The following is a 24,846-nucleotide window of genomic DNA, read 5'->3' as shown; positions in this document are numbered from 1 at the left end:
GTGAGGGTTGAGTTTCCGGACTCCGGGGGCGTGCCCCCGGGCCCCGGCGACGGCCCCGGCGTAGAGGGTCTCTAGCGGGAGTCGCTGCCGCTAGACTCGGCCGCCGCGCGGCCCGCCTCCAGCCGCGCCACCGGGATCCGGAACGGCGAGCAGGAGACGTAGTCCAGGCCCACCTCGTGGAAGAAGTGCACCGACTCCGGGTCGCCGCCGTGCTCGCCGCAGACGCCCAGCTTGAGGTCGGGGCGGGTGGCCCGGCCGGCCTCCACCGCGCTGCGCACGAGCGAGCCGACGCCGTCCTTGTCGATCGTCTCGAACGGCGAGACCCCGAAGATGCCCTTCTCCAGGTACGCGGTGAAGAAGCTCGCCTCCACGTCGTCCCGGGAGAAGCCCCACACCGTCTGGGTGAGGTCGTTGGTGCCGAAGGAGAAGAACTGCGCGGCCTCGGCGATCTGACCCGCCGTGAGGGCGGCGCGCGGCAGCTCGATCATCGTGCCGATGGTCAGCCGCAGGTCGGTGCCGGTGGCCGCCTCGACCTCGGCGATGACCAGGTCGGCCTCCTCGCGGACGATCTCCAGCTCCTGGACCGTGCCGACGAGCGGGATCATGATCTCGGCGCGCGGGTCGCCCTTGGCGTTCTTGCGCTCGGCGGCCGCCTCGGCGATGGCCCGCACCTGCATGGCGAACAGACCGGGGATGACCAGGCCCAGCCGGACGCCGCGCAGACCCAGCATCGGGTTCTGCTCGTGCAGCTTGTGCACGGCCTGGAGCAGGCGCAGGTCGTTCTCGTTGGCGTCCTTGCGGGACTCGGCGAGGGCGACGCGCACCGACAGCTCGGTGATGTCGGGCAGGAACTCGTGCAGCGGCGGGTCGAGCAGGCGGACCGTCACCGGCAGGCCGTCCATGGCCTCGAACAGCTCGATGAAGTCCTTCTTCTGCAGCGGCAGAAGCTCCTTCAGCGCGTCCTCGCGCTCGGTGTCCGTGTCGGCCAGGATCAGCCGCTCGACCATCTCGCGGCGCTCGCCGAGGAACATGTGCTCGGTGCGGCACAGGCCGATGCCCTGCGCGCCGAACCGGCGGGCGCGCAGGGCGTCCTCGGCGTTGTCGGCGTTGGCCCGTACGCGCAGGCGGCGTACTCGGTCCGCGTACGCCATGACCCGGTGGACGGCGGCGACCAGCTCGTCCGCGTCGTCCGCGCCGGCGTGCATCCGGCCCTCGAAGTACTCCACGACCGGGGAGGGCACGACCGGGACCTCGCCGAGGTACACCTTGCCGTTGGAGCCGTCGATGGAGACGACGTCGCCCTCCTCGACGACGGTGCCGTTCACGGTCATCCTGCGCCGCTTGGTGTCGACCTCGAGGTCCTCAGCGCCGCAGACACAGGTCTTGCCCATGCCGCGCGCGACGACGGCCGCGTGCGAGGTCTTGCCGCCGCGCGAGGTCAAGATGCCCTCGGCGGCGATCATGCCGTCCAGGTCGTCGGGGTTGGTCTCACGGCGGATGAGGATGACCTTCTCGCCGGAGCGCGACCACTTGACCGCGGTGTACGAGTCGAAGACGGCCTTGCCGACCGCCGCGCCCGGGGAGGCGGCGATGCCGCGGCCCAGCAGCTCGGTCTTCGCTTCGTCGTCGAAGCGCGGGAACATCAGCTGCGCCAGCTGCGCGCCGTTGACGCGCTGGAGGGCCTCGGCCTCGTCGATCAGGCCCTGGTCCACGAGCTGGGTGGCGATGCGGAACGCGGCGCCCGCGGTGCGCTTGCCGACGCGGGTCTGGAGCATCCACAGCTGGCCGCGCTCGATGGTGAACTCGATGTCGCACAGGTCCTTGTAGTGCGTCTCGAGGGTTTCCATGATCTGCATCAGCTGGTCGTACGACTTCTTGTCGATCGACTCCAGCTCGGCGAGCGGCACGGTGTTGCGGATGCCCGCGACGACGTCCTCGCCCTGCGCGTTCTGCAGGTAGTCGCCGTAGACGCCCTGGTGGCCGCTGGCGGGGTCGCGGGTGAAGGCGACGCCGGTGCCGGAGTCCGGGCCGAGGTTGCCGAAGACCATCGAGCAGACGTTGACCGCGGTGCCCAGGTCGCCGGGGATGCGCTCCTGGCGGCGGTAGAGCTTGGCGCGGTCGGTGTTCCAGGAGTCGAAGACCGCGTGGATGGCGAGGTCCATCTGCTCGCGCGGGTCCTGCGGGAAGTCGCGCCCGGCCTCGGTCTTGACGATCTTCTTGAACTTGGTGACGAGCTTCTTGAGGTCGGCCGCCTCGAGGTCCGTGTCGACCGTGACCTTCTTGGCCGCCTTCGCGGCCTCCAGCGCGTCCTCGAAGAGCTCGCCGTCGACGCCGAGCACCGTCTTGCCGAACATCTGGATGAGACGGCGGTAGGAGTCCCAGGCGAAGCGGTCCTCGCCGGCCTGCTTGGCCAGGCCCTGGACCGACTTGTCGGAGAGGCCGATGTTGAGGACGGTGTCCATCATGCCCGGCATCGAGAACTTCGCACCGGAGCGTACGGATACCAGGAGGGGGTCGTCGGCCTGGCCGAGCTTCTTGCCCATCGTCTGCTCGAGGGCGTCGAGGTGAGCGCTCACCTCGTCGCGCAGGGCGGCGGGCTCGTCGCCGCTCTCCAGGTAGACCTTGCACGCCTCGGTGGTGATCGTGAAGCCCGGAGGGACGGGGAGACCGAGGTTGGTCATCTCGGCGAGGTTCGCACCCTTTCCGCCGAGCAGGTCCTTGAGGTCCCTGTTGCCCTCGGTGAAGTCATAGACGAACTTCTGATCTTTGTTTTCCGACACGGGTCTCGACTCCTCGAGGACTCGGTGGCTGCCCTGACGGCGAGGAACATACCCAGATCGAAGGCGTCTGGGTATGTCCACTTGGGCGTCATACGGCCTTAACCACTCCTCCGCCAGCAGATCGAAAGCACGACAGCCGTCTTCAGGCGGGGACCCTTCGATTCAACTCTTGAACACATAACTACGCACAGCGACACATCGAAGCATCACGAGCACTGCGTGTGATTTTTTGATCGATCATCTGAAGACCAAAGGGGTGGCACTCAGTGCCACCCTTTGAGAGGTGCAGCCGGCCAGAAATTGCTCATCTGAGCGGACCCCCTATCAGGGGTGGCGAGAATCACGCCGTCGGACCTGCCGTCATTCCATCATCCGGACCCTCGCCGAGCCACTCGAAACGGTCCGGCCCAGCCCAGAGGGCATGCGCTCAGCCGCCCGAGGTGTCCAGCTCGGCGTCGGCGCCGACCCCCGCGCAGTCGTACGGATCCTTCAGCCAGCCGTCCGGAAGGACGACGCGGTTGTTGCCGGACGTGCGCCCACGGGGCCCGTCGGCCCCTGTCGGCCACGGCTGGTCCAGGTCCAGCTCGCTCAGATGAGCGTCCATCTCGGCGAGGGAAGAGGTGATCGCCAGCTTCTTGCGCATCTCCGAGCCGACCGAGAAGCCCTTGAGATACCAGGCCACGTGCTTACGGAAGTCGATCACCCCGCGCGCCTCGTCGCCGATCCACTCCCCGAGCAGCTCCGCGTGGCGCCGCATGACGACGGCGACCTCCTTGAGCGTCGGCGTCGCGTACGCCCCCGTGCCCTCGAACGCGGCCACCAGGTCGCCGAAGAGCCACGGCCGCCCCAGGCAGCCGCGCCCCACCACGACCCCGTCGCAGCCCGTCTCCCGCATCATCCGCAGCGCGTCGTCCGCCGACCAGATGTCGCCGTTGCCGAGCACCGGGATCTCCGGGACGTGCTCCTTCAGCCGGGCGATGGCGTCCCAGTCCGCCGTGCCGCCGTAGTGCTGCGCCGCGGTGCGCCCGTGCAGGGCGATGGCGGTGACGCCCTCCTCGACGGCGATCCGGCCCGCGTCGAGGAAGGTGATGTGGTCGTCGTCGATGCCCTTGCGCATCTTCATCGTCACCGGCAGATCGCCCGCGTTGCCGACCGCCTCGTTCAGGATCGCCCGCAGCAGCGGCCGCTTGTACGGGAGCGCCGAGCCGCCGCCCTTGCGGGTGACCTTGGGGACCGGGCAGCCGAAGTTCAGATCGATGTGGTCGGCGAGGCCCTCGTCCACGATCATGCGGACGGCCTTGCCGACGGTGACCGGGTCCACCCCGTACAGCTGGATCGAGCGAGGCGTCTCCGTCTCGTCGAAGTGGATCAGCTGCATGGTCTTCTCGTTGCGCTCGACCAGCGCCCTCGTCGTGATCATCTCGCTGACGAAGAGACCCTTGCCGCCGCTGAACTCGCGGCAGAGGGTGCGGAAGGGAGCGTTCGTGATGCCGGCCATGGGTGCGAGCACCACCGGGGGCGTCACAGCGTGGGGGCCGATGGCGAGCGTCGAGGCAGACGGGGCGAGCGTGGTCATCCGCCTATTGTCGCGCACCGCCATGGTCGTTAGTTAGTCGTACTATCCACATATGGGAGAGCTCACACACCGGCGGCGGACGCGGGCGCCGGCTGGCGGAACCCGGATCATGGCCCGACCGGATCCACTACGCTGAGTGGTCGATTCATTACGTGTGGCCGTCTAGCCCGTGGCTCGAGGGAGGGCGCATCATGACATTGATGCTTGAGCGACCGACGACGACAGAGGTTCCCCCCGGCTCAGCGCGCTTCCAGGCGCTGAGCCGGACCTTGCTGAGCATGGAGGTGCCCGACGGCTACCGGGCAGAGATCGTCGGGGGAAACATCGTCATGTCGCCGTGGTCGCGGAAGTTCTACTCGCCCATCATGCGCTCCATCCGCTCGCAGCTGGAACCACACGCGCCCCGTGGCCACTTCGTCGACCACGCACCGTTCCTGTTCGCCTTCCCCGGTGAGGAGCGGGCGTACGGCCCCGACATCTACGGCGCCGCTGAAGCCGCCTTCGAGGGCGACGGCCGATTCGTCGACGGCGAGGCCCTCTCCTTCGTCTGCGAGCTGACCTCCTCCTCGACCCGGCTCGTGGACTGGCAGGACAAGGTCCCCGTCTACGGCAGATCGGGCGTGCCGGTCTGTCTCCTCGTCGACATGGCGGAGGAGACCGCCTCGGTGTTCTGGCAGCCGTCCGACAAGGGCTATCTGTCGCGGACCACGGTCCCGTTCGGCGACAAGCTCCACATCCCCGATCCCTTCGCCTGTGTGCTCGACACCTCGACGTTCCAGGTGCCCGCCGAGACGGACGACCGCTGAGCCGAGCCGAGCGGCCGAACAGAGCAGCCATAGAGCGCCGGAACCCATAGAGCGCAGAGACGGCGAGCGCGAGAACGCCCGTGGGCCCGGATCGCGTCACGCGATCCGGGCCCACGGACTTCGCTGGGTCAGTCCTGCTTCGCCTGCGGCTGGGACGGGGACTCGTCCTGCTCGCCGCCCTGGGCGCGTTCGCGCATCTTGCGCACGAGGTCCTGCTTCTGGTCGGCGGCCGTCTTGCGGTCGGCGTTGCGGGCGGGGCCGTTGCCCTGCTGGTCGGCGCGGGACAGCTTCTTGCGCTGTCCGCCGACGCCGAGGAGGTTGTTGCGGCTCTTGGCCATGTGGTTCTCCCAAAGAGGGTGAGAAGTGACTGCGGACTCGTCAGACGGGGGCGGGGGCTGACCGCCGCCCTCTCACTCGTAGATCTGGAAGAACGAAGACATGGGTGTGACGGTACCCCGCCGGGGCAGGGCCCGGGTACCAGTTTTCGGCGGGCGCGGCCCCGGCGAGCGCCGGGCGCCGAGCGCCTCCCGGAGTACGGCCGCCCGCACCCCGCCTCAGGCGCTCGGGTCGACCGTCGCCTGGTGCTCCTCGGCCAGGTGCTCCTCGGCCTTGAGCCAGGGCAGGAACTGCGCGGTCTTGCGCCAGCCGCAGGTGTCGCAGGTCAGCAGCCGCTGGATGGTGGACTTCTGTACTCGGACGACGTGTTCGCGTCCGTGCTGGTCCCATCTGCTGACCTTGCTGGTGGTCGTGGACGGCATCGTTCCCTCCAGGTGACGAGTGCGCCCAGTGTGCAGCAGGAGCAACATCAACGGCATCGTCTTGCGGCACTGTTGACGCGGCCGTCGTCTGCCGGGCGCCCAACAGGCCCCCAGCGGGTGCTCGGCGCTCCCGCGGCGGACGCCGTGAGCTCTCAGGACCCGCCTTCGAGGAAGCGGAGGACCGCCAGCACCCTGCGGTGGTCGGCGTCGGCGCGCGGCAGGTCGAGTTTGGCGAGGATGCTGTTGATGTGCTTGGCGACGGCGCTCTCGCTGACGACGAGGCGGCCGGCTATCCCGGCGTTGGACCGTCCCTCGGCCATCAGCGCGAGCACCTCCCGTTCGCGCTCGGTGAGCCGCTCCAGCGGGTCGCGCCGGCGCCGGACCAGGAGCTGCGCGACGACCTGCGGGTCGAGAGCCGTCCCGCCGCCGGCGACCCGGCGGAGCGTCTCGATGAACTCCTCCACGTCCGCGACGCGTTGTTTGAGGAGGTATCCGATGCCGCGGGTGTCGGCGGCGATGAGCTCGGCCGCGTACCGCTCCTCCACGTACTGCGACAGCATCAGCACGGACGTGTCCGGCCACTGCCGTCTGACGGCGAGGGCCGCCCGTACGCCTTCGTCGGTGAAGCCGGGCGGCATCCGAACGTCGACGACGGCGATGTCGGGACGGTGCTCGCCCACGGCCGCCAGCAGGCCGTCCGCGTCGCCGACTTCGGCGACGACCTCGAACCCGGCCATCTCCAGGATCTTCACCACGCCGACCCTGAGCAGGACCGAGTCCTCGGCGATCACAGCACGCACGGCAGCTCCACGGTCATGACGGTCGGGCCCCCGGCGGGGCTGCTCATCCGGAGGGTCCCGTCGACGGATCCGACGCGTTGGGCGAGACCGGTGAGGCCGGTGCCGCGGGAGGAGTCGGCGCCGCCCACTCCGTCGTCGGCGACGACCACCCGCAGTATGGCTCCCAGGCGGGAGACGGTCACATCGGCCCTGGTCGCCTGGGCGTGCTTGGCGATGTTGGCGAGGGCCTCGGAGACGACGAAGTAGGCGACGGCCTCGACGGCGGGGGCGGCCCGCTCGGGGAGGTCGGCGCGCAGCCGTACGGGCAGCGGAGCGCGCGCCGCGAGTCCCGGCAGGGCCGCGTCCAGGCCGCGTTCGTCGAGTACGGCCGGATGCAGCCCGCGTACGAGGCTGTTGAGCTCCTCGATCGACTCCTTGGCCTCGCGGTGCGCGTCGTCGATGACCTGGCGCGCCTCCGGCGGCAGGTCGGCGAGGGCGACCTTGGCGATGCCCAGATTGAGGGCGAGCGAGACGAGCCGCTGCTGGGCGCCGTCGTGGAGGTCCCGTTCGATGCGGCGGCGCTCGGCGTCGGCGGCCTCCACGGCCGCGGCCCGGCTCTCGGTGAGGTCGGCCACGCGCCTTTTCAGCGTCTCGGCGCGGCCGTCCTTGAGGACGGCGGGGGCGACGCGGTTCTCCAGCCGTACGAGCGCCCCGGCGAGGCCGGGTGCGACGGCGAGGGCGAGGACGCCCGCGGCCATGACGTACGCGGCCTGGACGGTGTAGCCGGGGTGGGCGATGCGCCAGTCGAAGGGCAGCAGGAAGACCCACACGAAGACGGCAGCCGCGGCCGTCCCGGCCAGCAGGAGTGCGAGCACGAGCAGTTCGAGCAGCCCGAGGCAGGGCGCGACGAGCCAGTGGTAGCCGAGCTGGCGCCGTGCCACGGCGAGCCGCAGTCGGGGCAGCTCCACTCCGCACAGCTCCCGGTGGCGCCAGCGGTGGGCCTCGGTGAGGCCGAATCCGGCGACGACGAGGAGGACGACCGGGATCGGCAGGATCACGGGGGCCGCGGACGAGGCGCCGGAGACGGTCTGGGCGATCAGGACGGCCGCCCAGACGAACAGCGGCGCGGTGGCCAGGTGCAGGGGCGCCCCGGAGGCGATGAAGAGGATGTCTCGCCGAAGCCGCGTGAGCGAGCGGCGCAGCCGAGGCGGGATGTTCATGATCCAACCGTAGACGGCGGGCTCGGACGGCTGCCATGAAGCCTGTTGCCGCATCGGGGGTGAAGCTGGCGCCACCCCGGGTCGGCAAGCTGCGCTACTGACGGCGAGCGCCCCGGACAGGAGTGTTGACCACGAGCCCGAAGGCCGGGTTCGCGACAGCTGAAAGAGGCGCGCTCGATGGCTCTCATCGCCTGCAACTCCCCTGTCTCGGTTCGCCGGTTGTGGCAGGGCAGGCTGCTGACGGGCGCGGGCCTGGCCCTGCTGCCCTGGCTGGGGTTCCTGGCCGCGACGCTTCCGCCGCGCGAGGCCGCGGCGTGGGTGGCGCTCGACGCGCTGGAGGCCGCCTGCCTGCTGACGGCCGGCGCGCGGCTCGCCCGCGGCACGGGCGGCCATCGGGCGCCGGCGGCCGGGGCCGCGGTGCTGGGGGCGGCCGACGCGTGCATGGATCTGCTGACCTCGGCGCCTGGCGCGGAGTTCGCGACGGCGGCGGCGATGGCGGTCTGCGCTGAGCTGCCGCTGGCGGGCCTGTGCGCGGCGCTGGCGGCGCAGGGCGTCCGCGCGGCGCTGGACGTCCGCGCGGCCGGGGACGCGCGGAGGCCGGCCGGGCGATGGGCCCGGCCGGCCTCTGACGTGCGGTGCTGCCGTACCGCTCTACTGCTGCGCTGCCGCGGGGCGCGTCAGCAGCCGAGCAGGCGGCTGCCCAGGTAGCCCTGGATCTGGTCGAGGGAGACGCGCTCCTGCTTCATGGTGTCGCGCTCGCGCACGGTGACCGCGTTGTCGTCGAGGGTGTCGAAGTCCACGGTGACGCAGTACGGCGTGCCGATCTCGTCCTGACGGCGGTAGCGGCGGCCGATGGCGCCCGCGTCGTCGAACTCGATGTTCCAGTTCTTGCGCAGGTCCGCGGCCAGGCCCTTGGCCTTCGGCGAGAGCTGCGGGTTGCGGGAGAGCGGGAGCACGGCGACCTTGACGGGCGCGAGGCGCGGGTCGAGGCGCATGACGGTGCGCTTCTCCATGACGCCCTTGGCGTTGGGGGCCTCGTCCTCGTTGTACGCGTCGAGGAGGAAGGCGAGCATGGCGCGGCCGACGCCGGCGGCGGGCTCGATGACGTACGGAGTCCAGCGCTCGCCGGCCTCCTGGTCGAAGTACGACAGGTCCGTGCCGGAGGCCTTGGAGTGCGCCGAGAGGTCGTAGTCGGTGCGGTTGGCGACGCCCTCGAGCTCGCCCCACTCGTTGCCGCCGAACTGGAAGCGGTACTCGATGTCGGCGGTGCGCTTGGAGTAGTGGGAGAGCTTCTCGGCCGGGTGCTCGAACCAGCGCATGTTCTCCTCACGGAGACCCAGGTCGCGGTACCAGTTCCAGCGCTGCTCCATCCAGTATTCCTGCCACTGCTCGTCCTCGCCGGGCTTGACGAAGAACTCCATCTCCATCTGCTCGAACTCGCGGGTGCGGAAGATGAAGTTTCCGGGAGTGATCTCGTTCCGGAAGGACTTGCCCATCTGCGCGATGCCGAACGGCGGCTTCTTGCGCGAGGTCTGCTGGACCTGGCCGAAGTTGGTGAAGATGCCCTGGGCGGTCTCGGGCCGCAGGTACGCGACGGAGCCGGAGTCCTGGGTCGGGCCGAGGTGGGTGGAGAGCAGACCGGAGAACTGCTTGGGCTCGGTGAACTGGCCCTTGTTGCCGCAGTTGGGGCAGTTGACGTCGGCGAGGCCGTTCTCGGGCAGACGGTTGTGCTTCGCCTCGTACGCCTCCTCCAGGTGGTCAGCGCGGAAGCGCTTGTGGCAGGAGGTGCACTCGGTAAGGGGGTCGGTGAAGGTGGCGACGTGGCCGGAGGCCTCCCAGACCTCGCTGGCAAGGATCACCGACGAGTCGATGCCGACGACGTCCTCACGGGAAGTGACCATGTAGCGCCACCACTGGCGCTTGATGTTCTCCTTGAGCTCGACGCCGAGCGGCCCATAGTCCCAGGCGGCCTTCTGACCGCCGTAGATCTCACTACAGGGGTAGACGAAGCCACGGCGCTTGCTCAGGCTGACGATGGTGTCGATCTTGTCGGCGGCCACGGTGCTCTCTTCATTACGACGATGGGATGGGACAAAAGCGGCGCACAGCGCCTCGGTGCGGGGTGGCGGTCAGAAGACGGCGGGCGAATGCTTCAGATTACCGGCGGCCGCACCCCCTGGATCAAATCGGTACCGGCGTCAGGCCGCTCCGGAGCCGACCCAAGGCTTTGTTGACAATCGTTTCCACTTTTGTTGAAAATGACTGTCATGAACGTACGCCGCCTCATACCCACCGCCGCCACCGCCGGAGCAGTCGCGCTCGGCCTCATGGCCGTCTCCGCCTGCTCGGTCTCCAGCGCTGCCGACGGCCGGGACGAGGACGGAAAGCTCAAGGCAGTGGCGTCGTTCTACCCGATGCAGTTCCTCGTCGAGGAGATAGGCGGCGACCATGTCTCCGTCACCACCCTCACCCGCCCCGGCGTCGAGCCGCACGATCTGGAGCTCAAGCCCCGCCAGACCGCCGAGCTGAACGAGGCCGGCTACATCCTGTACCTCAAGGGCGTGCAGCCCGCCGTCGACGAGGCCATCGCCGAGTCCGAGGCGAAGAACAAGGTCGACGCCGCAGCCCTCACCGAGCTGGAGCACCACGGCGCCGAGGGCGGCCACAGCCACGGCGAGCACGCCGAGGGCGGCCACGAGGAAGAGCACGCGCACGAGGGCGACGGCGCCGACCCCCACATCTGGCTCGACCCCGTGAGGTACGCCGAGGTCGCCAAGGGCGTCGAGGCCTCCCTCGCGAAGGCCGACCCGGACCACGCGGCGGACTACAAGAAGAACGCCGCCGCACTGACGAAGAAGCTCGACGCCCTGAACGCCGAGTTCGCCGCCGGTCTGAAGAACACGACGACGAAGACCTTCATCACCACCCACTCCGCCTTCGGCTACCTCGCCGACCGCTACGGCCTGGACCAGGAGGGCATCGCCGGCCTGGACCCCGAGTCCGAGCCGACCCCGGCCCGTGTCAAGGAGCTCCAGTCCATCGCCGAGAAGGAGAAGGTCAGCACCGTCTTCTTCGAGTCGCTGGCCAGCGACAAGACCGCGAAGACCCTCGCCGAGGACACCGGCCTGGCCACGGACGTCCTCGACCCCCTCGAAGGGATCACCGAGAAGTCCAAGGGCGCGGACTACATCGAAGTGATGCGGTCCAACCTCGCCGCGCTGAAGAAGGCGCTCGGCGCGAAGTGACCACCGTCGACTCGACAGCCGCTGTCTCGACGGCAGCCGCCGCGAAGGCCGCTGTACGGCAGCAGGAACCGGAGGCACCAGTCATGGAGCCCGTCATCACCGTCCGCGGGGCACAGGCCTCGCTCGGCTCGCGCCCGGTCCTGCGCGGCATCGATCTCACGGTCCAGCCGGGCGAGGTCGTCGCCCTGCTCGGCGCCAACGGCTCGGGCAAGTCGACCGCCGTCCGCTCCCTGATCGGCCAGGTGCCGCTCACCGGCGGCTCCATCTCCCTCTTCGGCGCCGAGCTGCGGCGCTTCCGTCAGTGGTCGCGCGTCGGCTATGTGCCGCAGCGCACCACCGCGGCCAGCGGCGTGCCCGCCACGGTCCGCGAGGTCGTCTCCTCGGGCCGGCTCTCGCGTACGAGGCTGGGCAGGCTCTCCCGCGCCGACAAGGCGGCCGTGGAGCGCGCCATGGAGCTCGTCGGGCTCGCCGACCGCGCCAAGGACTCGGTCTCGGCGCTCTCCGGCGGCCAGCACCAGCGCGTGCTGATCGCCCGCGCGCTCGCCTCCTCCCCCGAACTGCTGATCATGGACGAGCCGATGGCGGGCGTGGACCTGGTCAGCCAGGACGTCCTCGCCGGCACGCTGCGCGAGCAGGTCGCGGCCGGCACGACGGTGCTGCTGGTCCTGCACGAGCTGGGCGCGCTGGAGCCGCTGATCGACCGGGCGGTCGTGCTGCGCGACGGCTGCGTCGTGCACGACGGGCCGCCGCCCGAGGCCGTGGGCCAGCACGCGCTGCCCGGCCACGACCACGTACATCCGCACGCGGCCGACGAGCCGCTCCGCACGGGACTGCTGAGCTGATCATGGAAATCCTCGACTCCGCGTTCATGCAGCGGGCGCTCATCGCGGCCGTGCTGGTGGGCATCACCGCGCCCGCCGTCGGGATCTATCTGGTGCAGCGCCGCCAGGCGCTGATGGGCGACGGCATCGGCCATGTCGCCATGACCGGCGTCGGCCTCGGCTTCCTGCTGTCGACGAACCCGATCTGGATGGCCACGCTCGTCTCGGTGGCCGGCGCGATCACCATGGAGCTGATCAGGGCGTACGGCCGCACCCGCGGCGACATCGCGCTGGCGATGCTGTTCTACGGCGGCATGGCGGGCGGCGTCCTGCTGATGGAGATGTCGGCCGGCGGGTCGACGGCGAAGCTCAGCTCGTACCTGTTCGGCTCGCTGTCGACGGTCTCCGTCGACGACCTGACGGCCATCGCGGTGCTCGCCGGGTTCGTGATCCTGGTCTCCCTGGGGCTGCGCAGGCAGCTGTTCGCGGTCAGCCAGGACGAGGAGTTCGCCCGGGTGACCGGGCTGCCGGTGCGCGCCCTGAACCTGCTGATCGCGGTCACGGCCGCGGTCACGGTCAGCGTGGCGATGCGGGTGGTCGGGCTGCTGCTGGTCAGCGCGCTGATGGTGGTCCCGGTGGCCGCGGCGCAGCAGATCTCGCGGTCCTTCAAGGCGACCTTCGCGCTGGCGGTGTCGATCGGCGTGGGCGTCTCGCTCGCGGGAACCACCGCCTCGTACTACCAGGACGTGCCGCCCGGTGCGACGATCGTGCTGCTCGCCATCGGCGTCTTCATCGTCCTGACGGCGCTCGCCGCGCCCCTTGCGCGACGGCGTGCGCGTGCCTTGGAGGCGAGCCGAACGGAGTGCACCATGGATGTGCCGAGCTCACGATGGCCGAGTGACGACGTCAAGGTCTGATCCGCGGCCTGGCAGAATGGCCCGACATGTGTGCGGGCAAAGCGAGGAGGCTCCAGTGACCACGGCGCCAATCGGCGGGAACACCGCCCCGGTACGAGGCCGGTCGACCCGGCAGCGGGCCGCGGTGGCTGCGGCGCTTGACGAGGTGGACGAGTTCCGCAGCGCGCAGGAGCTCCATGACATGCTCAAGCACCGCGGCGACTCGGTGGGCCTGACCACCGTCTACCGCACGCTCCAGTCCCTCGCGGACGCGGGCGAGGTGGACGTCCTGCGCACCAGCGAGGGCGAGTCCGTCTACCGCCGCTGCTCGACGGACGACCACCATCACCACCTGGTCTGCCGCGTCTGCGGCAAGGCGGTCGAGGTCGAGGGCCCCGCGGTGGAGCAGTGGGCGGAGACGGTCGCGGCCCAGCACGGCTATGTGAGCGTGGCCCACACGGTGGAGATCTTCGGCACCTGCGCGGAGTGCGCGGCGGCGACGAAGCAGTAGCGCCCTGCGGGCGTGTGTCCTCAATCGCCGGACGGGCTGATTCAACCCCAGCCCCGCCGGCGCTTGAGGCGAACACCCAGCCCCGCCGGCGCTTGAGGCGAGCACCCTGCCCCGCCGGCGGGGCTGATTTCCTCTACCGGTCGTAGCAGTCGTACGTGCCGTCGTCGTTGCGCCCCACGCTGTTGTAGTCCGAGCAGTGCATCATCGGCGCCAGCGTGTACCACCGCCACACCAGCACCGCCCCCAGACACAGCCCCACCACCAGCGCCCCCTTCGAGCGCCAGCCGAAGGTCGCGACCGCGCCCACCGTGCAGCCCGTCGCCAGCAGCGCGAAGAACGCCGCGATCCCCGCGGTGTTGTCGCGGAGGCCGACCATGGTCTCCATCTCGAGGGTGAACACCAGGCTCAGCAGCGCGAGCAGCGCCGCGCACACGACCAGCGCGGCGCCCCCGCATCCACGAGCCTTCACGCAGACGTGCCCGTCCCCGCGCCCGCTTCTCCCGCGTTGGGGATCGCGCCGCCGAAGCGGCGGTCCCGCTGGGCGTACTCGAGGCAGGCGCGCCACAGGTCACGGCGGTCGAAGTCCGGCCACAGCACGTCCTGGAAGACCATCTCGGCGTAACTGCTCTGCCAGATCAGGTAGTTCGAGGTGCGCATCTCGCCGCTGGGCCGCAGGAACAGGTCGACGTCCGGCATGTCCGGGTAGTACAGGTACTTCTGGAATGTCTTCTCGTTCACCTTCGACGGGTCGAGCCGACCCGCCGCGACGTCCTGCGCGATCTTCTTCGCGGCGTCGGCGACCTCCGCCCGCCCGCCGTAGTTGACGCAGAAGTACAGCGTCATGGCGTCGTTGTCCTTCGTCTGCTCCTGGGCGATCTGGAGCTCCTGGACGACCGACTTCCACATCTTCGGCATGCGTCCGACCCAGCGGATGCGGATGCCGAGCTCGTCCATCTCGTCGCGGCGGCGGCGGATGACGTCGCGGTTGAAGTTCATGAGGAAGCGGACCTCGTCGGGCGAGCGCTTCCAGTTCTCGGTGGAGAAGGCGTACAGGGAGAGGTTCTTGACGCCCATCTCCAGGCAGCCCTTGAGCACGTCGAGGACGACTCCCTCGCCGACCTTGTGGCCCTCGGTGCGCGGCAGCCCCCGCTCCTTGGCCCAGCGTCCGTTGCCGTCCATGACCACGGCGACGTGCTCGGGCACCAGCTCGCCGGGGATCTTCGGCGGGCGCGCGCCGGAGGGGTGCGGCTCGGGGACCTTGTACTCGCGGCGGGACCGGCCCAGGATTCCGCGTCGTGCCATGCGGCTCACATCTCCCAATTCTGTGCGTTGACTACTTCTCGACGTACCTCAGCGAGCGCAGACCGCGCTCCAAGTGCCAGTGCAGGTAGGCGGAGACCAGTCCGCTTCCCTCCCTGACGTGCCGCGGCTCGCAGGCGTCCGCCGTAGGCCAGTCGCCGGTCAGCAGCGCGCTGAGCAGACCGATGGCCTCCGCAGAGGGTACGACGCTGCCGGGTACCCGGCAGTCGCCGCATATGACGCCGCCCGCGGCGACGGAGAAGAACCGGTTGGGCCCGTGCAGGCCGCATCGCGCGCAGTCGTCGAAGCTGGGCGCGTAGCCGTTGACGGCGAGGGAGCGCAGCAGGAACGCGTCGAGGATCAGATGCGGCTCGTGCTCGCCGCGGGCGAGGGTCCGCAGGGCGCCGACGAGCAGGAGGTACTGCTGGACCGCGGGCTCGCCCTCGTGGTCGGTGAAGCGCTCGGCGGTCTCCAGCATGGCGGTGCCGGCGGTGTAGCGGGCGTAGTCGGCGACGATGCCGCTGCCGTACGGAGCGATGGTCTCGCTCTGGGTGCACAGGGGGAGGCCGCGCCCGACGAGTTCGCTGCCGCGCGCGAAGAACTGCACGTCCACATGGGAGAAGGGCTCGAGCCTCGCCCCGAACTTCGACTTGGTCCGCCGCACACCGCGCGCGACGGCCCGTACGCGCCCGTGACCGCGTGTAAGCAGCGTGATGATGCGGTCGGCCTCGCCCAGCTTCTGGGTGCGCAGGACGACGCCGTCATCACGGAACAGGCTCATGGCGCCATTGTCCCGTACGCGCAAGCGATCAGTTCGCCACCCGCTCCTGAAGCCGGACGGTGACCGAGTCGCCCTCCTCCTTGCCGATCGCCTTGCGGACGTCCGCCTTCACCGGGAGCTTGTGGGTCCCGTCGCCCAGGGCCATGAACGAGCTCTCGAAGGGGTGCCCGTCGATGGTGCCGCGGACCTTGACGAGCCCGCGCGTCTTGAAGAAGTCGACCGACTCGGGCCACACGAGATAGGTCCAGCCGCCCTTGGCCGGGCTCTTCTGCAGCGTTGCCGTGAATTTCTTGTCCATGCAGCTATGACTGCGACGGGCGCGTGAACTCATCGCCGCGCCCCCGCGCCTACTTCAGGCGCCCGCGGCGGTGGCGTCTCGCGTCGTGGGTCATCTCCGTGTCCTTGCCGATCGCGCGGGCCAGCAGCACCCCTGTGATGATCAGGGCGACGCCGAACCACGAGGCCGCCGCGTCGAAGATCAGGACCACGACGCCGATCGGGATGAGCAGGCCGACCAGCGGGATCAGCATGCTCCGCACGGGCGGTCCCGGCTTGCCCGAGCTCGCGCGGCTGGCGACGACGCGTGGGTACCACTCGGTGAAGCGCGCCGCGACCACGATCGCCGCGACCTGGATGATCCAGTTGGTCCACACGTTGTCCGGGTTGTGGAGGACGGCGTCGCCATAGGCGCCCGCCAGCGCCGCCACCAGGAAGGCGCACGCCCACACGCCCGTGATCACGTAGTTCGCGCGCAGGAAGTGCGGCGAGCCCCAGTGCTCGCGGTCGACGCGCTCGCGTGCGTACTGGATCGTGAACGGCACCCCTACCGCCATGGAGCCGAAGGCGATGAGCACCAGGGCGATGTTGGAGACCTCGTTCGCGTACGTCTCCAGCCATTCATAGGTTCCGGCGGAGGCGAAGGCGCCTATAACGGCCATCACGGCGAAGAAGACGACGTCCGCGACTTCGAGGATCTTGACCGAGCTGCCGCGGTTGACCACTCGGGTCGCCACGAGGATCAGCACCGCCGCCGCGAGGGCGAGGCCCACGGCCAGTTCGAAGCGGCCGGGGCCGGCCAGGACCGAGAAGAGGATCCACGGCAGCATTCCGACGATCGGGGTGTCGAGCAGGCTGTCGATACGGCCGCCCGGTCCGGTGGCGGTGGCGCTTCTCATGGCGGGGGCCCTTTCCGGGTGGCGCCGGAGTGCCCGGCAGATCCCCTATAGCTCCCAGCCTGCCGCGTGAGGCCGCACTGTGCGACGTCTGGCCCCGCCGACCGCGCTGTCTGGGGCCGCCCGGCCGTGCACGCCTCGCGGCTCAGAGATCCCGCGGGGCGTCGACGATCTGGGACAGGGCGACCGTCAGGGCGTTCTCGCGGGTGAAGACGTCGACCGCGCCGAGGCGGCCCAGCCACTTGCGGTGGACGACGGGCTCGACCTTGTCGGCGACGGCCTGGAGGTAGAGGTCGAAGCCCGCCCAGTTGTTCCCGGCCTCGACCTTGCCGAAGAAGGGGCCCATGTCCGTGCCCGCTATCGCCTTGCCCGTCTCCTTCCACAGGTCCTGGACGAACTCGCGGGAGACCTCGACGTCCTCCTTCGTGCCGAGCCGGTGGACGTGACCGCCTATGTAGGTGTCGATGTCCATGCGGGCGAGCTGGTCGTGGGCGCGCAGCACGCCCGGGACGCTGTCGGCCGTGCCCCAGGCGCGGAAGGGCGCCCAGCCGGGCATGACGACGTCGACCATCATCGCGGCGCGCTGGCGGGGGGCGTGGATGAGGATGTTGCCGGCCTCGTGGTTCGCGCCGGGGTAGCTGAGCAGCAGGCGCTGGCCGCCGACGTCGAGGCGGTAGCGGTCGGTGAAGGTCACCGTGGGCATGGGGCGGCCGGGGTCCTGGTTGGCCTTGATCCTCTCCGCGGTCGCGGTGTGCGCGATGCGGACGACGTCGCCGAAGGCGGCGGCGTTGGCGGTGTGGTCGGCGTGGTCGTGGCTGTAGACGAGGTGGGTCACCTTGCGGCCGGTGACGCGGCGGATGGCCGCAGGGAGGGCTTCGGCGAGCGAGGGCGGGGCGTCGACGACGACGACTCCGGCGTCGGTGACGAGGAACGCGGCCTGGGTGCCGCCCGCGGTCACGGCGTACAGGGCGTCGCCGATCCGGTCGAGGCGGTAGCCCTCGGCGGGCACCGGGAGGGGGCGGGCGGTGGCGGGGAGCGGGGCGTAGGCGCGGCTCCGGGCGCCGTTCGGGGACTCCGGGAGGGCGAGCTGGAGTCCGGGCCTGGGGGCGGTCTCCCTGCCGAGGGCCTTGCGGTTCAGCTGGTACAGCTCCGACCAGCGCTCCTCGGAGCCGAGGAAGCGGGCGGCGATGCCGCGGAGGGTGTCGCCGGGGGCGGTCCGGTAGAACGCGCCGCCGACCGCCGACGCCTGCCCGGCGGAAGCGCCGGACGCGCCGGTCGGCCAGGCCAGGGCGGCCACTCCCGCGGCCGCGGGCACAGCGGCGGCGACCGCTCCCCAGCGCAGGACGCCCCGGCGGGACGGCGACTGCGGCTGGGGCTGCGACTGGGACGGCGGCTGGGGCTGCGGCTGCTCTTCTTCGCACATGGCGTTCTCCCTGAGTCCTTGGCTGGCGATACGCCGGTCACGCTAGGGATTCCAGGCCAATGGTTGAAGATTGCACTTTCTGGATAGTCGCTATCCGGGAGGAGAGCTCACAGCTCAGCCCTCTGAGTCGTAGCCCCGCTGTGCCGCAAGACACACCTCGATGTTGTCGTCGGTCCAGCCGAGCAGCGCCTCCAGCGGCTCGCGCAGGGTGTGGCCGGTCGGCGTCAGCTCGTACTCGACGTGCGGCGGGACCACCGGGTGGACCGTGCGGCGGACCAGTCCGTTGCGCTCGAGCTGGCGCAGCGTCTGAGTGAGCGCCTTGGGCGTGACTCCGTCGAGCTGCCCGGCCAGCTCGTGATACCTGAGCGCGCCCCTGGTCAGACAGCCGACGACCAGGATCGTCCACTTGGCGCCGATCAAGTCGATCAGCGGCCGGCCGGGGCAGGCGGCGGAGTACGGATTCGTCTTGCTCAGATGCATGGGACGAGTGTGGGGCAAGGGGCGGGTGCGAGGGGCGGAGAGGGGGAGGTTAGGGTGTCCTTACCCGTGCCCTCCCTGGGCGCCGGGTCATAGATCAGGCTTATGAGCCCATAGGTACAGGACGGGTACCGCGGCGGGAGCATCGTCGCCAGGGTGGCGTACGAGACGGTTCTCGCCGCTTGCGCCGAACCGGCTCCCCCGCCGGATCCTGCCCCGGTGGGCCTCGCTCGAAGGGAACCTGTCATGCGCCGCCCCCTGCGGGTCGCGATCGTCGGAGCCGGCCCCGCCGGGATCTACGCCGCCGACGCTCTGCTGAAGTCCGATGCCGCCTCCGAGCCCGGTGTCTCCATCGACCTCTTCGAGCGGATGCCCGCGCCGTTCGGGCTGATCCGGTACGGCGTCGCGCCCGACCACCCGCGGATCAAGGGCATCGTGACGGCGCTCCACCAGGTGCTCGACAAGCCGCAGATCCGGCTCTTCGGGAACGTCGACTACCCGACCGACATCACCCTCGACGACCTGCACGAGTTCTACGACGCGGTGATCTTCTCTACGGGCGCGGAGAAGGACCGGGCGCTGGACATACCCGGCATCGACCTCGACGGCTCCTATGGCGCGGCCGACTTCGTCTCCTGGTACGACGGCCACCCGGAGGTGCCGCGCACCTGGCCGCTGGAGGCGGAGAAGGTGGCCGTGCTCGGCGTCGGCAACGTGGCGCTGGACGTGGCCCGCATCCTGGCGAAGACGGCGGACGAGCTGCTGCCGACGGAGATCCCGCAGAACGTCTACGACGGCCTCGCCAAGAACAGGGCCCTCGAGGTGCACGTCTTCGGGCGACGCGGTCCCGCGCAGGCGAAGTTCAGCCCCATGGAGCTGCGCGAGCTGGACCACTCGCCGAACATCGAGGTCATCGTCAACCCCGAGGACATCGACTACGACGAGGGCTCCATCGCGACCCGGCGGTCCAACAAGCAGGTGGACATGGTCGCCAAGACGCTGGAGAACTGGGCGATCCGCGACGTCGGCGACCGGCCGCACAAGCTGTTCCTGCACTTCTTCGAGTCCCCGACGGAGGTGCTCGGCGAGGACGGCAAGGTCGTCGGCCTGCGCACCGAGCGCACGGAGCTGGACGGCACGGGGAACGTCAAGGGCACCGGTGAGATCCACACGTGGGACGTGGGCGCGGTCTACCGGGCGGTCGGCTACCTCTCCGACGAACTGCCCAAGCTCCCCTGGGACATGGAGTCCGGGACGGTCCCGCACGAGGCCGGCCGGGTGATCGAGGGCGGCGAGCACATGCCCTCGACGTACGTCACCGGCTGGATCAAGCGCGGCCCGATCGGCCTCATCGGCCACACCAAGGGCGACGCCAACGAGACGGTGGCGAACCTGCTGGCGGACTTCGCGGCCGACCGCCTGGTCACGCCGGGCGCGCCCGGCGAGGACGCGGTCGTCGAGTTCCTCGAGGCCAAGAACGTCCGTTACACCACCTGGGAGGGCTGGTACCGCCTGGACGAGGCGGAGAAGGCGCTGGGGGCGGCGGAGGGGCGTGAGCGGGTGAAGATCGTCGAGCGCGAGGCGATGATCGAGGCGAGCGAGGCGTGAGGCCGCGTTGAGCCCCGCCGGCGTTTGAGGCGCGGGGTTCGGGGCGGAGCCCCGACGAGGGCCCGGGGCATCCAAGCCCCGCACCCGCCGTAACCCGGGGCTCCGCCCCGGACCCCCTACGCCTTCGGCGTGTCCTCAATCTCCCCCAGCTACCGCTGGGAGGTGCCCCCAGGACGGGCTTAAGTTGCCCCCGGGCGTCCCAGCCCCGCGGGCGATCGAGGCGCAGGAGCCGGGCACATCAAGCCTCGCCGGCGATTGAGGCGCGGGGTTCGGGGCGGAGCCCCGACATGGGCCATGTTGAGCCCCGCCGGCGATTGAGGCGCGGGGTTCGGGGCGGAGCGCCGACGAGGGCCCGCGGCCTACGTTTCACCCGGTGTCACAAGCCCCGACTCGTACGCCACGATGACCAGTTGCGCCCTGTCCCGCGCGCCCAGCTTGCCCATGATTCGGCTGACGTGGGTCTTCACCGTCAGGGGGCTGAGGCCCAGCCGTTCCGCGGTCTCCGTGTTGTTCAGGCCCCTCGCGACCAGGGCCAGGACCTGGCGTTCGCGGTCGGTCAGGCCGTCCGGGCCGCCCATCGTCGGGGGGTCCGCCGGGGCGCTGAGGACGCGGGCGATCAGGCGGGAGGTCGGGCCCGGGGAGAGCAGGGACTCCCCCGCCGCGACCGTGCGGATCGCCGCCAGGAGGTCCGCCGGCTTCGTGTCCTTCACCAGGAAGCCCGACGCGCCGGCCCGCAGGGCCTCCAGTACGTGCTCGTCGGTGTCGTACGTGGTGAGGACCAGGACCTTCACGCCCGCGAGGTCGTCGTCCGCCGCGATCAGGCGGGTCGCCTCGATGCCGTCGAGCTCGGGCATGCGAATGTCCATGACGACGAGGTCGGCGCGCTCGGAGCGGGCCAGCTCGACCGCCTCCGCGCCCGTGCCCGCCTGGCCCACGACCTCCATGTCGCGCGCGGACTCGACGAGCATCGCGAACGCCGCCCGGACCAGGGTCTGGTCGTCGGCGAGCAGTACTCGTATCACGCTCATGCCAGGGCCTCCGTCGGCTGAAGCGGCAGGGTCGCCGCCACGGTGAACCCGCCGTCCTCGCGCGGGCCCGCGGACAGTGTGCCTCCCACGCTGCGGGCGCGCTCGCGCATCCCGACGATGCCGTAGCCGGAGCCTCCCGTTCCGCCCAGGGCGGCCTCGCCGTCGTCGGCGACGGTGACGGCGAGCGCCTCGTCGCGCAGTCGGACCTCGACGCGTATCCGCACGCTCGGACCCCCGTGCCGTACCGCGTTGGTCAGCGACTCCTGCACGATGCGGTACGCCGCCGCCTCGACGGCCGGCGGCAGCCGCGCGTCGCCCGTGCGCACGCTCAGGTCCGCGTTAGCCGACCGTACGAGATCGGGCAGGGACGCCAGGTCCGGCAGCGGTCCGTCCACGCCCGGGGCGTCGGTCCGCAGGACCTCCAGGGTGGTGCGGAGTTCGCCTCTCGCGGTGCGGCAGGTCTCCGCGATGTCGTCGAGCGCCTTGGCGACGGCGGCCCGGTCCAGGCGGTCGGGGTCGACGGCCAGGATGTGCGCGGCGACGGACGTCTGCACCCCGATGAGGGTGATGGAGTGGGCGAGGAGGTCGTGCAGATCGCGGGCGATCCGCAGGCGCTCCTCGGCCACCCGCCGCGCCGCCTCCTCCTCGCGGGTGCGCTCCGCCCGCTCGGCGCGCTCGACGATCGAGGCGACGTACTGGCGGTAGAGGCGTACGTCCATGCCGAAGAAGAGGACCGCGGCGATCCAGCCGGAGATGCGCAGGGCCTCGACGGCCTCGTGCGGACTGGAGGTGAGCTGGATGATGACGGTCATGGTGACGACGAAGACGCCGACGAGGACGGTCCGCAGCGGGCGGCCGGTGGCGCCGACGGTGTAGAGCGCGATCATCGACACCGGGATCGGCGCCAGGTGCATGTTGTCGAGCGCGTGGTACGGCACGACGCACGCGAGGACGAGCACCACGACGAGCATGGGCCGGCGGCGGCGCCAGGCGAGGGGGACATGGGCGCCGAGGAGCAGGACCCAGCCGAGCGCGTCGGGGCGGCGGCCGTCGTCCCAGAGGGTGAAGGCGAGGAATGCCGCCACGGCGGACAGGACGGCGGCGAGCACGGCGTCGTTGCGGACGGCGTGCGGGGCCTGGCTCGGGTCGCGGGTGAGGGCGGCGACCACGCGGTCGCCGAGGCGCGAGGGCTCGGTGCGTTCCACGGCTCCCATCCTCATGCAGGGGACGCCCCTCCGGGGAGGGGCGTCCGGTCGGGTCGTCTCGTTACGGAAGGGACGGCGCGGGGGCGGGCTCCCGCGGCGCCGCGGACTCCGGCTCGGGCGCGCGGCTGAGCGGGCCCGGCCACCACACCTTGCGGTTCAGCAGCACGCTCGCGCTGGTGACGAGGTAGGTGCGGACGAGGAAGGTGTCGAGCAGCACACCTACCGCGATGACGAAGCCCAGCTGGACGAGCCCCACCAGCGGCATGTTGATGAGCACCGCGAACGTCGCCGCGAGGACCAGGCCCGCGGAGGCGATGACCCCGCCCGTGGTCCGCAGGGCGGTGAGGGCGGCGGTCGTGGGCTCGGCGCCGGCGAGGGACTCCTCGCGCATCCGGTGCATCAGGAAGATGCCGTAGTCCACGCCGAGTGCGACGAGGAAGACGAAGGACAGCAGGGGCAGCCCCGGGTCGGAGCCTTCGAGCCCGAACGACTCGAAGAGGAGGCCGCCGAGGCCGAGGGCCGCGCCCCAGACGGCGACGACCGCGACGACGAGGATCAGCGGGGCGACGAGGCTGCGCAGCAGGGCGACGAGGATGAGCAGGACGGAGACCAGGACCAGCGGGATGACGATCTTCTCGTCGCGGGCGTTGGTCTCCTCGAGGTCGAGCTGCTGGGCGCTGGGGCCGCCGACGTGCGAGCCGTCCAGACCGGACCGCAGCGCCTTGATGGTCGCGGTCTCGCCCGCCGACTCGGGCGCGGACTCGGCGAGTACGGACAGCTCGGTCCAGCCGCCGCCGCTGCGGCCGCGTTCGACGCTGGAGACGCCGTCGATCGCGCGGGCCTCGGCCAGTGCGGCGTCCGCGCCTGCGGTCGGGGTCATCACGGAGATCTGCTGGGTGCCGACTTCGGGGTAGGCGGCGGCGAGGGTCTGCGTCGCGGTGATGGACTCGGGCTTGGTGGTGAAGGAGTCCTCCTGCTTGAGGGGGCCGGGCAGGTTCAGCACGCCGAGGGCGAGCGCGCCGAGCACGACCGCGCCGGTGGCGAGGACGGCGACGGGCCGGCGTCCGGCGGACGAGCCCATGGCGGCGAACACCGAACGGCGGGCCTTGGGCTCGCTTCCGTACTCCGGGACCAGCGGCCAGAACACCTTGCGGCCGAGCAGCACGAAGATCGCGGGCAGCAGCGTCGTCATGGAGACGAGCGCGCACAGCACGCCGACCGCCGCGATGGGGCCCATGCCGCTGCTGGAGTTGAGGTCGGCGGCGAGCAGGCAGAGCATGCCGGCGGCGACGGTCCCGGAGGAGGCGAGGACGGCGGGTCCGCAGCCGCGCAGGGCGGTGACCATGGCGTCGTACGGGCGGGGGGTGCGGCGCAGCTCTTCGCGGTAGCGCGAGACGAGCAGCAGGGCGTAGTCGGTGCCCGCGCCGAAGACGAGGATCGTCATCACGCCGGAGCTCTGTCCGGTGATGGAGACGTCGAAGGCCTGGTTGAGGCCGTAGGCGACGGCCATGGAGAGGGCGTTGGCGACGCCCGCGACGACGAGGGGCACGAGCCAGAGAAGAGGGCTGCGGTAGATGATGATCAAGAGGACGGCGACGACGCCGACGGTGGTGTAGAGCAGCGGGCCGTCGAGCGAATCGAAGACCTCGGAGGCGTCCGTGGCGAACGCGCCGGGGCCGGTGACTTCGGCGGTCAGGCCGTTCCCGCCGTCGGCGGCGGCGCGCACGGCGTTGACGAACGCGTCCCTGGCCTTCTCGTCCTGCCCCGGCGCGGTGCTGGAGACCGGGTACATCAGGGTCGTGCCGTCCTTGGAGGGGATGGCCTCCGGGCGGGCGGTCAGTACGTGGTCGGCGGCGACGGCGTCGACCTGGCGGGCGGCCTCGGCGCGGTCGGCGGCGGTGAGGCCGCCGTCGCGGTGGTAGACGAGCACGAGGTCGGTGGACTCGCCGCCCGGCAACTCGTCCTGGATCTTGGCGACCTGGGTGGAGTCGGCGGAGGCGGGCAGATAGTCGACGGCCCGATCCCGCTGGACGTCGCCGAGCTTCCCGGCGAAGAGGCCGGCGACGGCGATGACGACGATCCACATCCCCAGCACAGCCCCCGGCAGCACACGCCACCGCCGGGTGGGGGGCGGGGACGGGGTGGGCTGTGGGGTGGGGGTGGCGGTCGGTACGGGCCCCATGGGTGTCTCCCCTTCATCACGGGTGTCCGGTGATCGGTTGTTCCGAGAACCAGACTCCCGTGGGGGGAGGGGGGATTCGTCGCGCGGAGGAGCGAGATGGGGGTTACTGCGGGGGGTGGGGGTGGGGTGGGAATACTCCTGGGGGAGTACGGGGGGTGTACGGCGGGGGCGGGGGGTACGGGGGGGGTGGGTTCTGTGCTCAAGCGCCGGACGGGCTGAGATTGCCGGTCCCGACAGCTCGGGGTCCGTCCACAAGCGAGATAGGAAGAGCACACCTAT

General features: G+C 70.8%; 24 protein-coding genes. 7 read left to right on the top strand and 17 right to left on the bottom strand.

What is annotated here, in order from left to right; translation table 11 throughout:
• Window positions 1-71 precede the first annotated feature (71 nt).
• Both ppdK and dusB read right to left on the bottom strand, forming a co-directional pair.
• Window positions 72-2,780, bottom strand: coding sequence for a pyruvate, phosphate dikinase (ppdK, locus tag AB0M39_RS18365; protein ID WP_365365456.1), 2,709 nt, complete (start codon window positions 2,778-2,780; stop codon window positions 72-74).
• A gap of 427 nt (window positions 2,781-3,207) precedes the next feature.
• Window positions 3,208-4,356: a tRNA dihydrouridine synthase DusB gene (dusB, locus tag AB0M39_RS18360; protein ID WP_365365454.1), complete on the bottom strand. Its 1,149-nt coding sequence runs from the start codon at window positions 4,354-4,356 to the stop codon at window positions 3,208-3,210.
• A gap of 191 nt (window positions 4,357-4,547) precedes the next feature.
• On the opposite strand from dusB, the gene AB0M39_RS18355 reads away from it, so the two are divergent.
• A complete protein-coding gene (locus AB0M39_RS18355; protein WP_365365452.1) occupies window positions 4,548-5,162 on the top strand; it encodes a Uma2 family endonuclease in 615 nt (204 codons plus the stop codon).
• A gap of 128 nt (window positions 5,163-5,290) precedes the next feature.
• Here the strand turns inward: AB0M39_RS18355 and AB0M39_RS18350 are convergent, their stop codons facing one another.
• The 4 genes from AB0M39_RS18350 to AB0M39_RS18335 form a co-directional block, all read right to left on the bottom strand.
• Window positions 5,291-5,500 carry a DUF6243 family protein gene (locus tag AB0M39_RS18350; protein ID WP_365365450.1) on the bottom strand — a complete coding sequence of 70 codons (210 nt, stop codon included), beginning with the start codon at window positions 5,498-5,500 and terminating at the stop codon, window positions 5,291-5,293.
• Window positions 5,501-5,716: 216 nt separating this feature from the next.
• On the bottom strand, window positions 5,717-5,920 hold the full coding sequence (locus tag AB0M39_RS18345; RefSeq protein ID WP_365365448.1) for a hypothetical protein: 204 nt from the start codon (window positions 5,918-5,920) through the stop codon (window positions 5,717-5,719).
• A 152-nt stretch (window positions 5,921-6,072) separates the two neighbouring features.
• Window positions 6,073-6,720, bottom strand: coding sequence for a response regulator transcription factor (locus AB0M39_RS18340; RefSeq protein ID WP_365365446.1), 648 nt, complete (start codon window positions 6,718-6,720; stop codon window positions 6,073-6,075).
• On the bottom strand, window positions 6,708-7,919 hold the full coding sequence (locus tag AB0M39_RS18335; protein ID WP_365365444.1) for a histidine kinase: 1,212 nt from the start codon (window positions 7,917-7,919) through the stop codon (window positions 6,708-6,710). Before AB0M39_RS18335 ends, AB0M39_RS18340 begins: the two co-directional genes overlap by 13 nt.
• 177 nt (window positions 7,920-8,096) lie before the next feature.
• On the opposite strand from AB0M39_RS18335, the gene AB0M39_RS18330 reads away from it, so the two are divergent.
• The gene (locus AB0M39_RS18330) at window positions 8,097-8,627 is read left to right on the top strand and encodes a hypothetical protein (protein WP_365365442.1); all 531 of its coding nucleotides are present in this window, start codon (window positions 8,097-8,099) and stop codon (window positions 8,625-8,627) included.
• Here the strand turns inward: AB0M39_RS18330 and AB0M39_RS18325 are convergent.
• On the bottom strand, window positions 8,597-9,979 hold the full coding sequence (locus AB0M39_RS18325; RefSeq protein WP_365365440.1) for a glycine--tRNA ligase: 1,383 nt from the start codon (window positions 9,977-9,979) through the stop codon (window positions 8,597-8,599). The two genes, AB0M39_RS18330 and AB0M39_RS18325, sit on opposite strands and share 31 nt — an antisense overlap.
• A gap of 207 nt (window positions 9,980-10,186) precedes the next feature.
• Here AB0M39_RS18325 and AB0M39_RS18320 point away from each other — a divergent pair, with 207 nt between their 5' ends.
• The 4 genes from AB0M39_RS18320 (at window position 10,187) to AB0M39_RS18305 (ending at window position 13,392) form a co-directional block, all read left to right on the top strand.
• A complete protein-coding gene (locus AB0M39_RS18320; protein WP_365365438.1) occupies window positions 10,187-11,164 on the top strand; it encodes a metal ABC transporter substrate-binding protein in 978 nt (325 codons plus the stop codon).
• An 83-nt stretch (window positions 11,165-11,247) separates the two neighbouring features.
• Window positions 11,248-12,006 carry a metal ABC transporter ATP-binding protein gene (locus tag AB0M39_RS18315; RefSeq protein ID WP_365365535.1) on the top strand — a complete coding sequence of 253 codons (759 nt, stop codon included), beginning with the start codon at window positions 11,248-11,250 and terminating at the stop codon, window positions 12,004-12,006.
• 2 nt (window positions 12,007-12,008) lie between these two features.
• Complete coding sequence (locus tag AB0M39_RS18310; RefSeq protein WP_365365436.1) at window positions 12,009-12,902, top strand: metal ABC transporter permease; 894 nt, start codon at window positions 12,009-12,011, stop codon at window positions 12,900-12,902.
• Between the two features lie 55 nt (window positions 12,903-12,957).
• Window positions 12,958-13,392, top strand: a complete 435-nt coding sequence (locus tag AB0M39_RS18305) for a transcriptional repressor (RefSeq protein WP_365365434.1) — start codon at window positions 12,958-12,960, stop codon at window positions 13,390-13,392.
• A gap of 133 nt (window positions 13,393-13,525) precedes the next feature.
• On the opposite strand, the gene AB0M39_RS18300 is transcribed toward AB0M39_RS18305, so the two are convergent.
• The 7 genes from AB0M39_RS18300 to AB0M39_RS18270 form a co-directional block, all read right to left on the bottom strand.
• On the bottom strand, window positions 13,526-13,861 hold the full coding sequence (locus AB0M39_RS18300; RefSeq protein ID WP_365365432.1) for a hypothetical protein: 336 nt from the start codon (window positions 13,859-13,861) through the stop codon (window positions 13,526-13,528).
• A complete protein-coding gene (locus AB0M39_RS18295; protein WP_365365430.1) occupies window positions 13,858-14,694 on the bottom strand; it encodes an isoprenyl transferase in 837 nt (278 codons plus the stop codon). The genes AB0M39_RS18300 and AB0M39_RS18295 overlap by 4 nt, the downstream gene beginning before the upstream one ends.
• Before the next feature lie 31 nt (window positions 14,695-14,725).
• Window positions 14,726-15,472 carry a DNA repair protein RecO gene (recO, locus tag AB0M39_RS18290; protein ID WP_365365428.1) on the bottom strand — a complete coding sequence of 249 codons (747 nt, stop codon included), beginning with the start codon at window positions 15,470-15,472 and terminating at the stop codon, window positions 14,726-14,728.
• A gap of 28 nt (window positions 15,473-15,500) precedes the next feature.
• Entirely contained in the window at window positions 15,501-15,770 is a 270-nt protein-coding gene (locus AB0M39_RS18285) for a DUF1905 domain-containing protein (protein ID WP_365365426.1), read from the bottom strand.
• A gap of 49 nt (window positions 15,771-15,819) precedes the next feature.
• Window positions 15,820-16,647 carry a hypothetical protein gene (locus tag AB0M39_RS18280; RefSeq protein ID WP_365365424.1) on the bottom strand — a complete coding sequence of 276 codons (828 nt, stop codon included), beginning with the start codon at window positions 16,645-16,647 and terminating at the stop codon, window positions 15,820-15,822.
• A 142-nt stretch (window positions 16,648-16,789) separates the two neighbouring features.
• Window positions 16,790-18,067: an MBL fold metallo-hydrolase gene (locus AB0M39_RS18275; protein ID WP_365365422.1), complete on the bottom strand. Its 1,278-nt coding sequence runs from the start codon at window positions 18,065-18,067 to the stop codon at window positions 16,790-16,792.
• Window positions 18,068-18,181: 114 nt separating this feature from the next.
• Window positions 18,182-18,547 carry a helix-turn-helix domain-containing protein gene (locus AB0M39_RS18270; RefSeq protein ID WP_365365420.1) on the bottom strand — a complete coding sequence of 122 codons (366 nt, stop codon included), beginning with the start codon at window positions 18,545-18,547 and terminating at the stop codon, window positions 18,182-18,184.
• A gap of 243 nt (window positions 18,548-18,790) precedes the next feature.
• Here AB0M39_RS18270 and AB0M39_RS18265 point away from each other — a divergent pair, with 243 nt between their 5' ends.
• Window positions 18,791-20,152 carry an FAD-dependent oxidoreductase gene (locus AB0M39_RS18265; protein ID WP_365365418.1) on the top strand — a complete coding sequence of 454 codons (1,362 nt, stop codon included), beginning with the start codon at window positions 18,791-18,793 and terminating at the stop codon, window positions 20,150-20,152.
• Window positions 20,153-20,511: 359 nt separating this feature from the next.
• On the opposite strand, the gene AB0M39_RS18260 is transcribed toward AB0M39_RS18265, so the two are convergent.
• From AB0M39_RS18260 to AB0M39_RS18250, 3 genes are all read right to left on the bottom strand, one after another.
• Window positions 20,512-21,180, bottom strand: coding sequence for a response regulator transcription factor (locus tag AB0M39_RS18260; RefSeq protein WP_365365416.1), 669 nt, complete (start codon window positions 21,178-21,180; stop codon window positions 20,512-20,514).
• Entirely contained in the window at window positions 21,177-22,385 is a 1,209-nt protein-coding gene (locus AB0M39_RS18255; protein WP_365365414.1) for a histidine kinase, read from the bottom strand. Before AB0M39_RS18255 ends, AB0M39_RS18260 begins: the two co-directional genes overlap by 4 nt.
• A gap of 61 nt (window positions 22,386-22,446) precedes the next feature.
• Complete coding sequence (locus AB0M39_RS18250) at window positions 22,447-24,471, bottom strand: MMPL family transporter (RefSeq protein WP_365365533.1); 2,025 nt, start codon at window positions 24,469-24,471, stop codon at window positions 22,447-22,449.
• Between the last annotated feature and the right edge of the window lie 375 nt (window positions 24,472-24,846).

The organism is Streptomyces sp. NPDC051907 (genome assembly GCF_040681075.1).
GTDB lineage: Bacteria > Actinomycetota > Actinomycetes > Streptomycetales > Streptomycetaceae > Streptomyces.
The sequence above is the reverse complement of the archived record's forward strand: the minus strand, read 5'-3'. Positions and strand labels throughout refer to the sequence as shown.

Bases quoted from the DNA above. Each gene is read 5' to 3' on its own strand.
- dusB (WP_365365454.1), bottom strand. From the start codon at position 4,356: ATGACCACGCTCGCCCCGTCTGCCTCGACGCTCGCCATCGGCCCCCAC.
- AB0M39_RS18355 (WP_365365452.1), top strand. From the start codon at position 4,548: ATGACATTGATGCTTGAGCGACCGACGACGACAGAGGTTCCCCCCGGC.
- AB0M39_RS18350 (WP_365365450.1), bottom strand. From the start codon at position 5,500: ATGGCCAAGAGCCGCAACAACCTCCTCGGCGTCGGCGGACAGCGCAAG.
- AB0M39_RS18345 (WP_365365448.1), bottom strand. From the start codon at position 5,920: ATGCCGTCCACGACCACCAGCAAGGTCAGCAGATGGGACCAGCACGGA.
- AB0M39_RS18335 (WP_365365444.1), bottom strand. From the start codon at position 7,919: ATGAACATCCCGCCTCGGCTGCGCCGCTCGCTCACGCGGCTTCGGCGA.
- AB0M39_RS18330 (WP_365365442.1), top strand. From the start codon at position 8,097: ATGGCTCTCATCGCCTGCAACTCCCCTGTCTCGGTTCGCCGGTTGTGG.
- AB0M39_RS18320 (WP_365365438.1), top strand. From the start codon at position 10,187: ATGAACGTACGCCGCCTCATACCCACCGCCGCCACCGCCGGAGCAGTC.
- AB0M39_RS18315 (WP_365365535.1), top strand. From the start codon at position 11,248: ATGGAGCCCGTCATCACCGTCCGCGGGGCACAGGCCTCGCTCGGCTCG.
- AB0M39_RS18310 (WP_365365436.1), top strand. From the start codon at position 12,009: ATGGAAATCCTCGACTCCGCGTTCATGCAGCGGGCGCTCATCGCGGCC.
- AB0M39_RS18295 (WP_365365430.1), bottom strand. From the start codon at position 14,694: ATGGCACGACGCGGAATCCTGGGCCGGTCCCGCCGCGAGTACAAGGTC.
- recO (WP_365365428.1), bottom strand. From the start codon at position 15,472: ATGAGCCTGTTCCGTGATGACGGCGTCGTCCTGCGCACCCAGAAGCTG.
- AB0M39_RS18285 (WP_365365426.1), bottom strand. From the start codon at position 15,770: ATGGACAAGAAATTCACGGCAACGCTGCAGAAGAGCCCGGCCAAGGGC.
- AB0M39_RS18280 (WP_365365424.1), bottom strand. From the start codon at position 16,647: ATGAGAAGCGCCACCGCCACCGGACCGGGCGGCCGTATCGACAGCCTG.
- AB0M39_RS18275 (WP_365365422.1), bottom strand. From the start codon at position 18,067: ATGTGCGAAGAAGAGCAGCCGCAGCCCCAGCCGCCGTCCCAGTCGCAG.
- AB0M39_RS18270 (WP_365365420.1), bottom strand. From the start codon at position 18,547: ATGCATCTGAGCAAGACGAATCCGTACTCCGCCGCCTGCCCCGGCCGG.
- AB0M39_RS18265 (WP_365365418.1), top strand. From the start codon at position 18,791: ATGCGCCGCCCCCTGCGGGTCGCGATCGTCGGAGCCGGCCCCGCCGGG.
- AB0M39_RS18260 (WP_365365416.1), bottom strand. From the start codon at position 21,180: ATGAGCGTGATACGAGTACTGCTCGCCGACGACCAGACCCTGGTCCGG.
- AB0M39_RS18250 (WP_365365533.1), bottom strand. From the start codon at position 24,471: ATGTGGATCGTCGTCATCGCCGTCGCCGGCCTCTTCGCCGGGAAGCTC.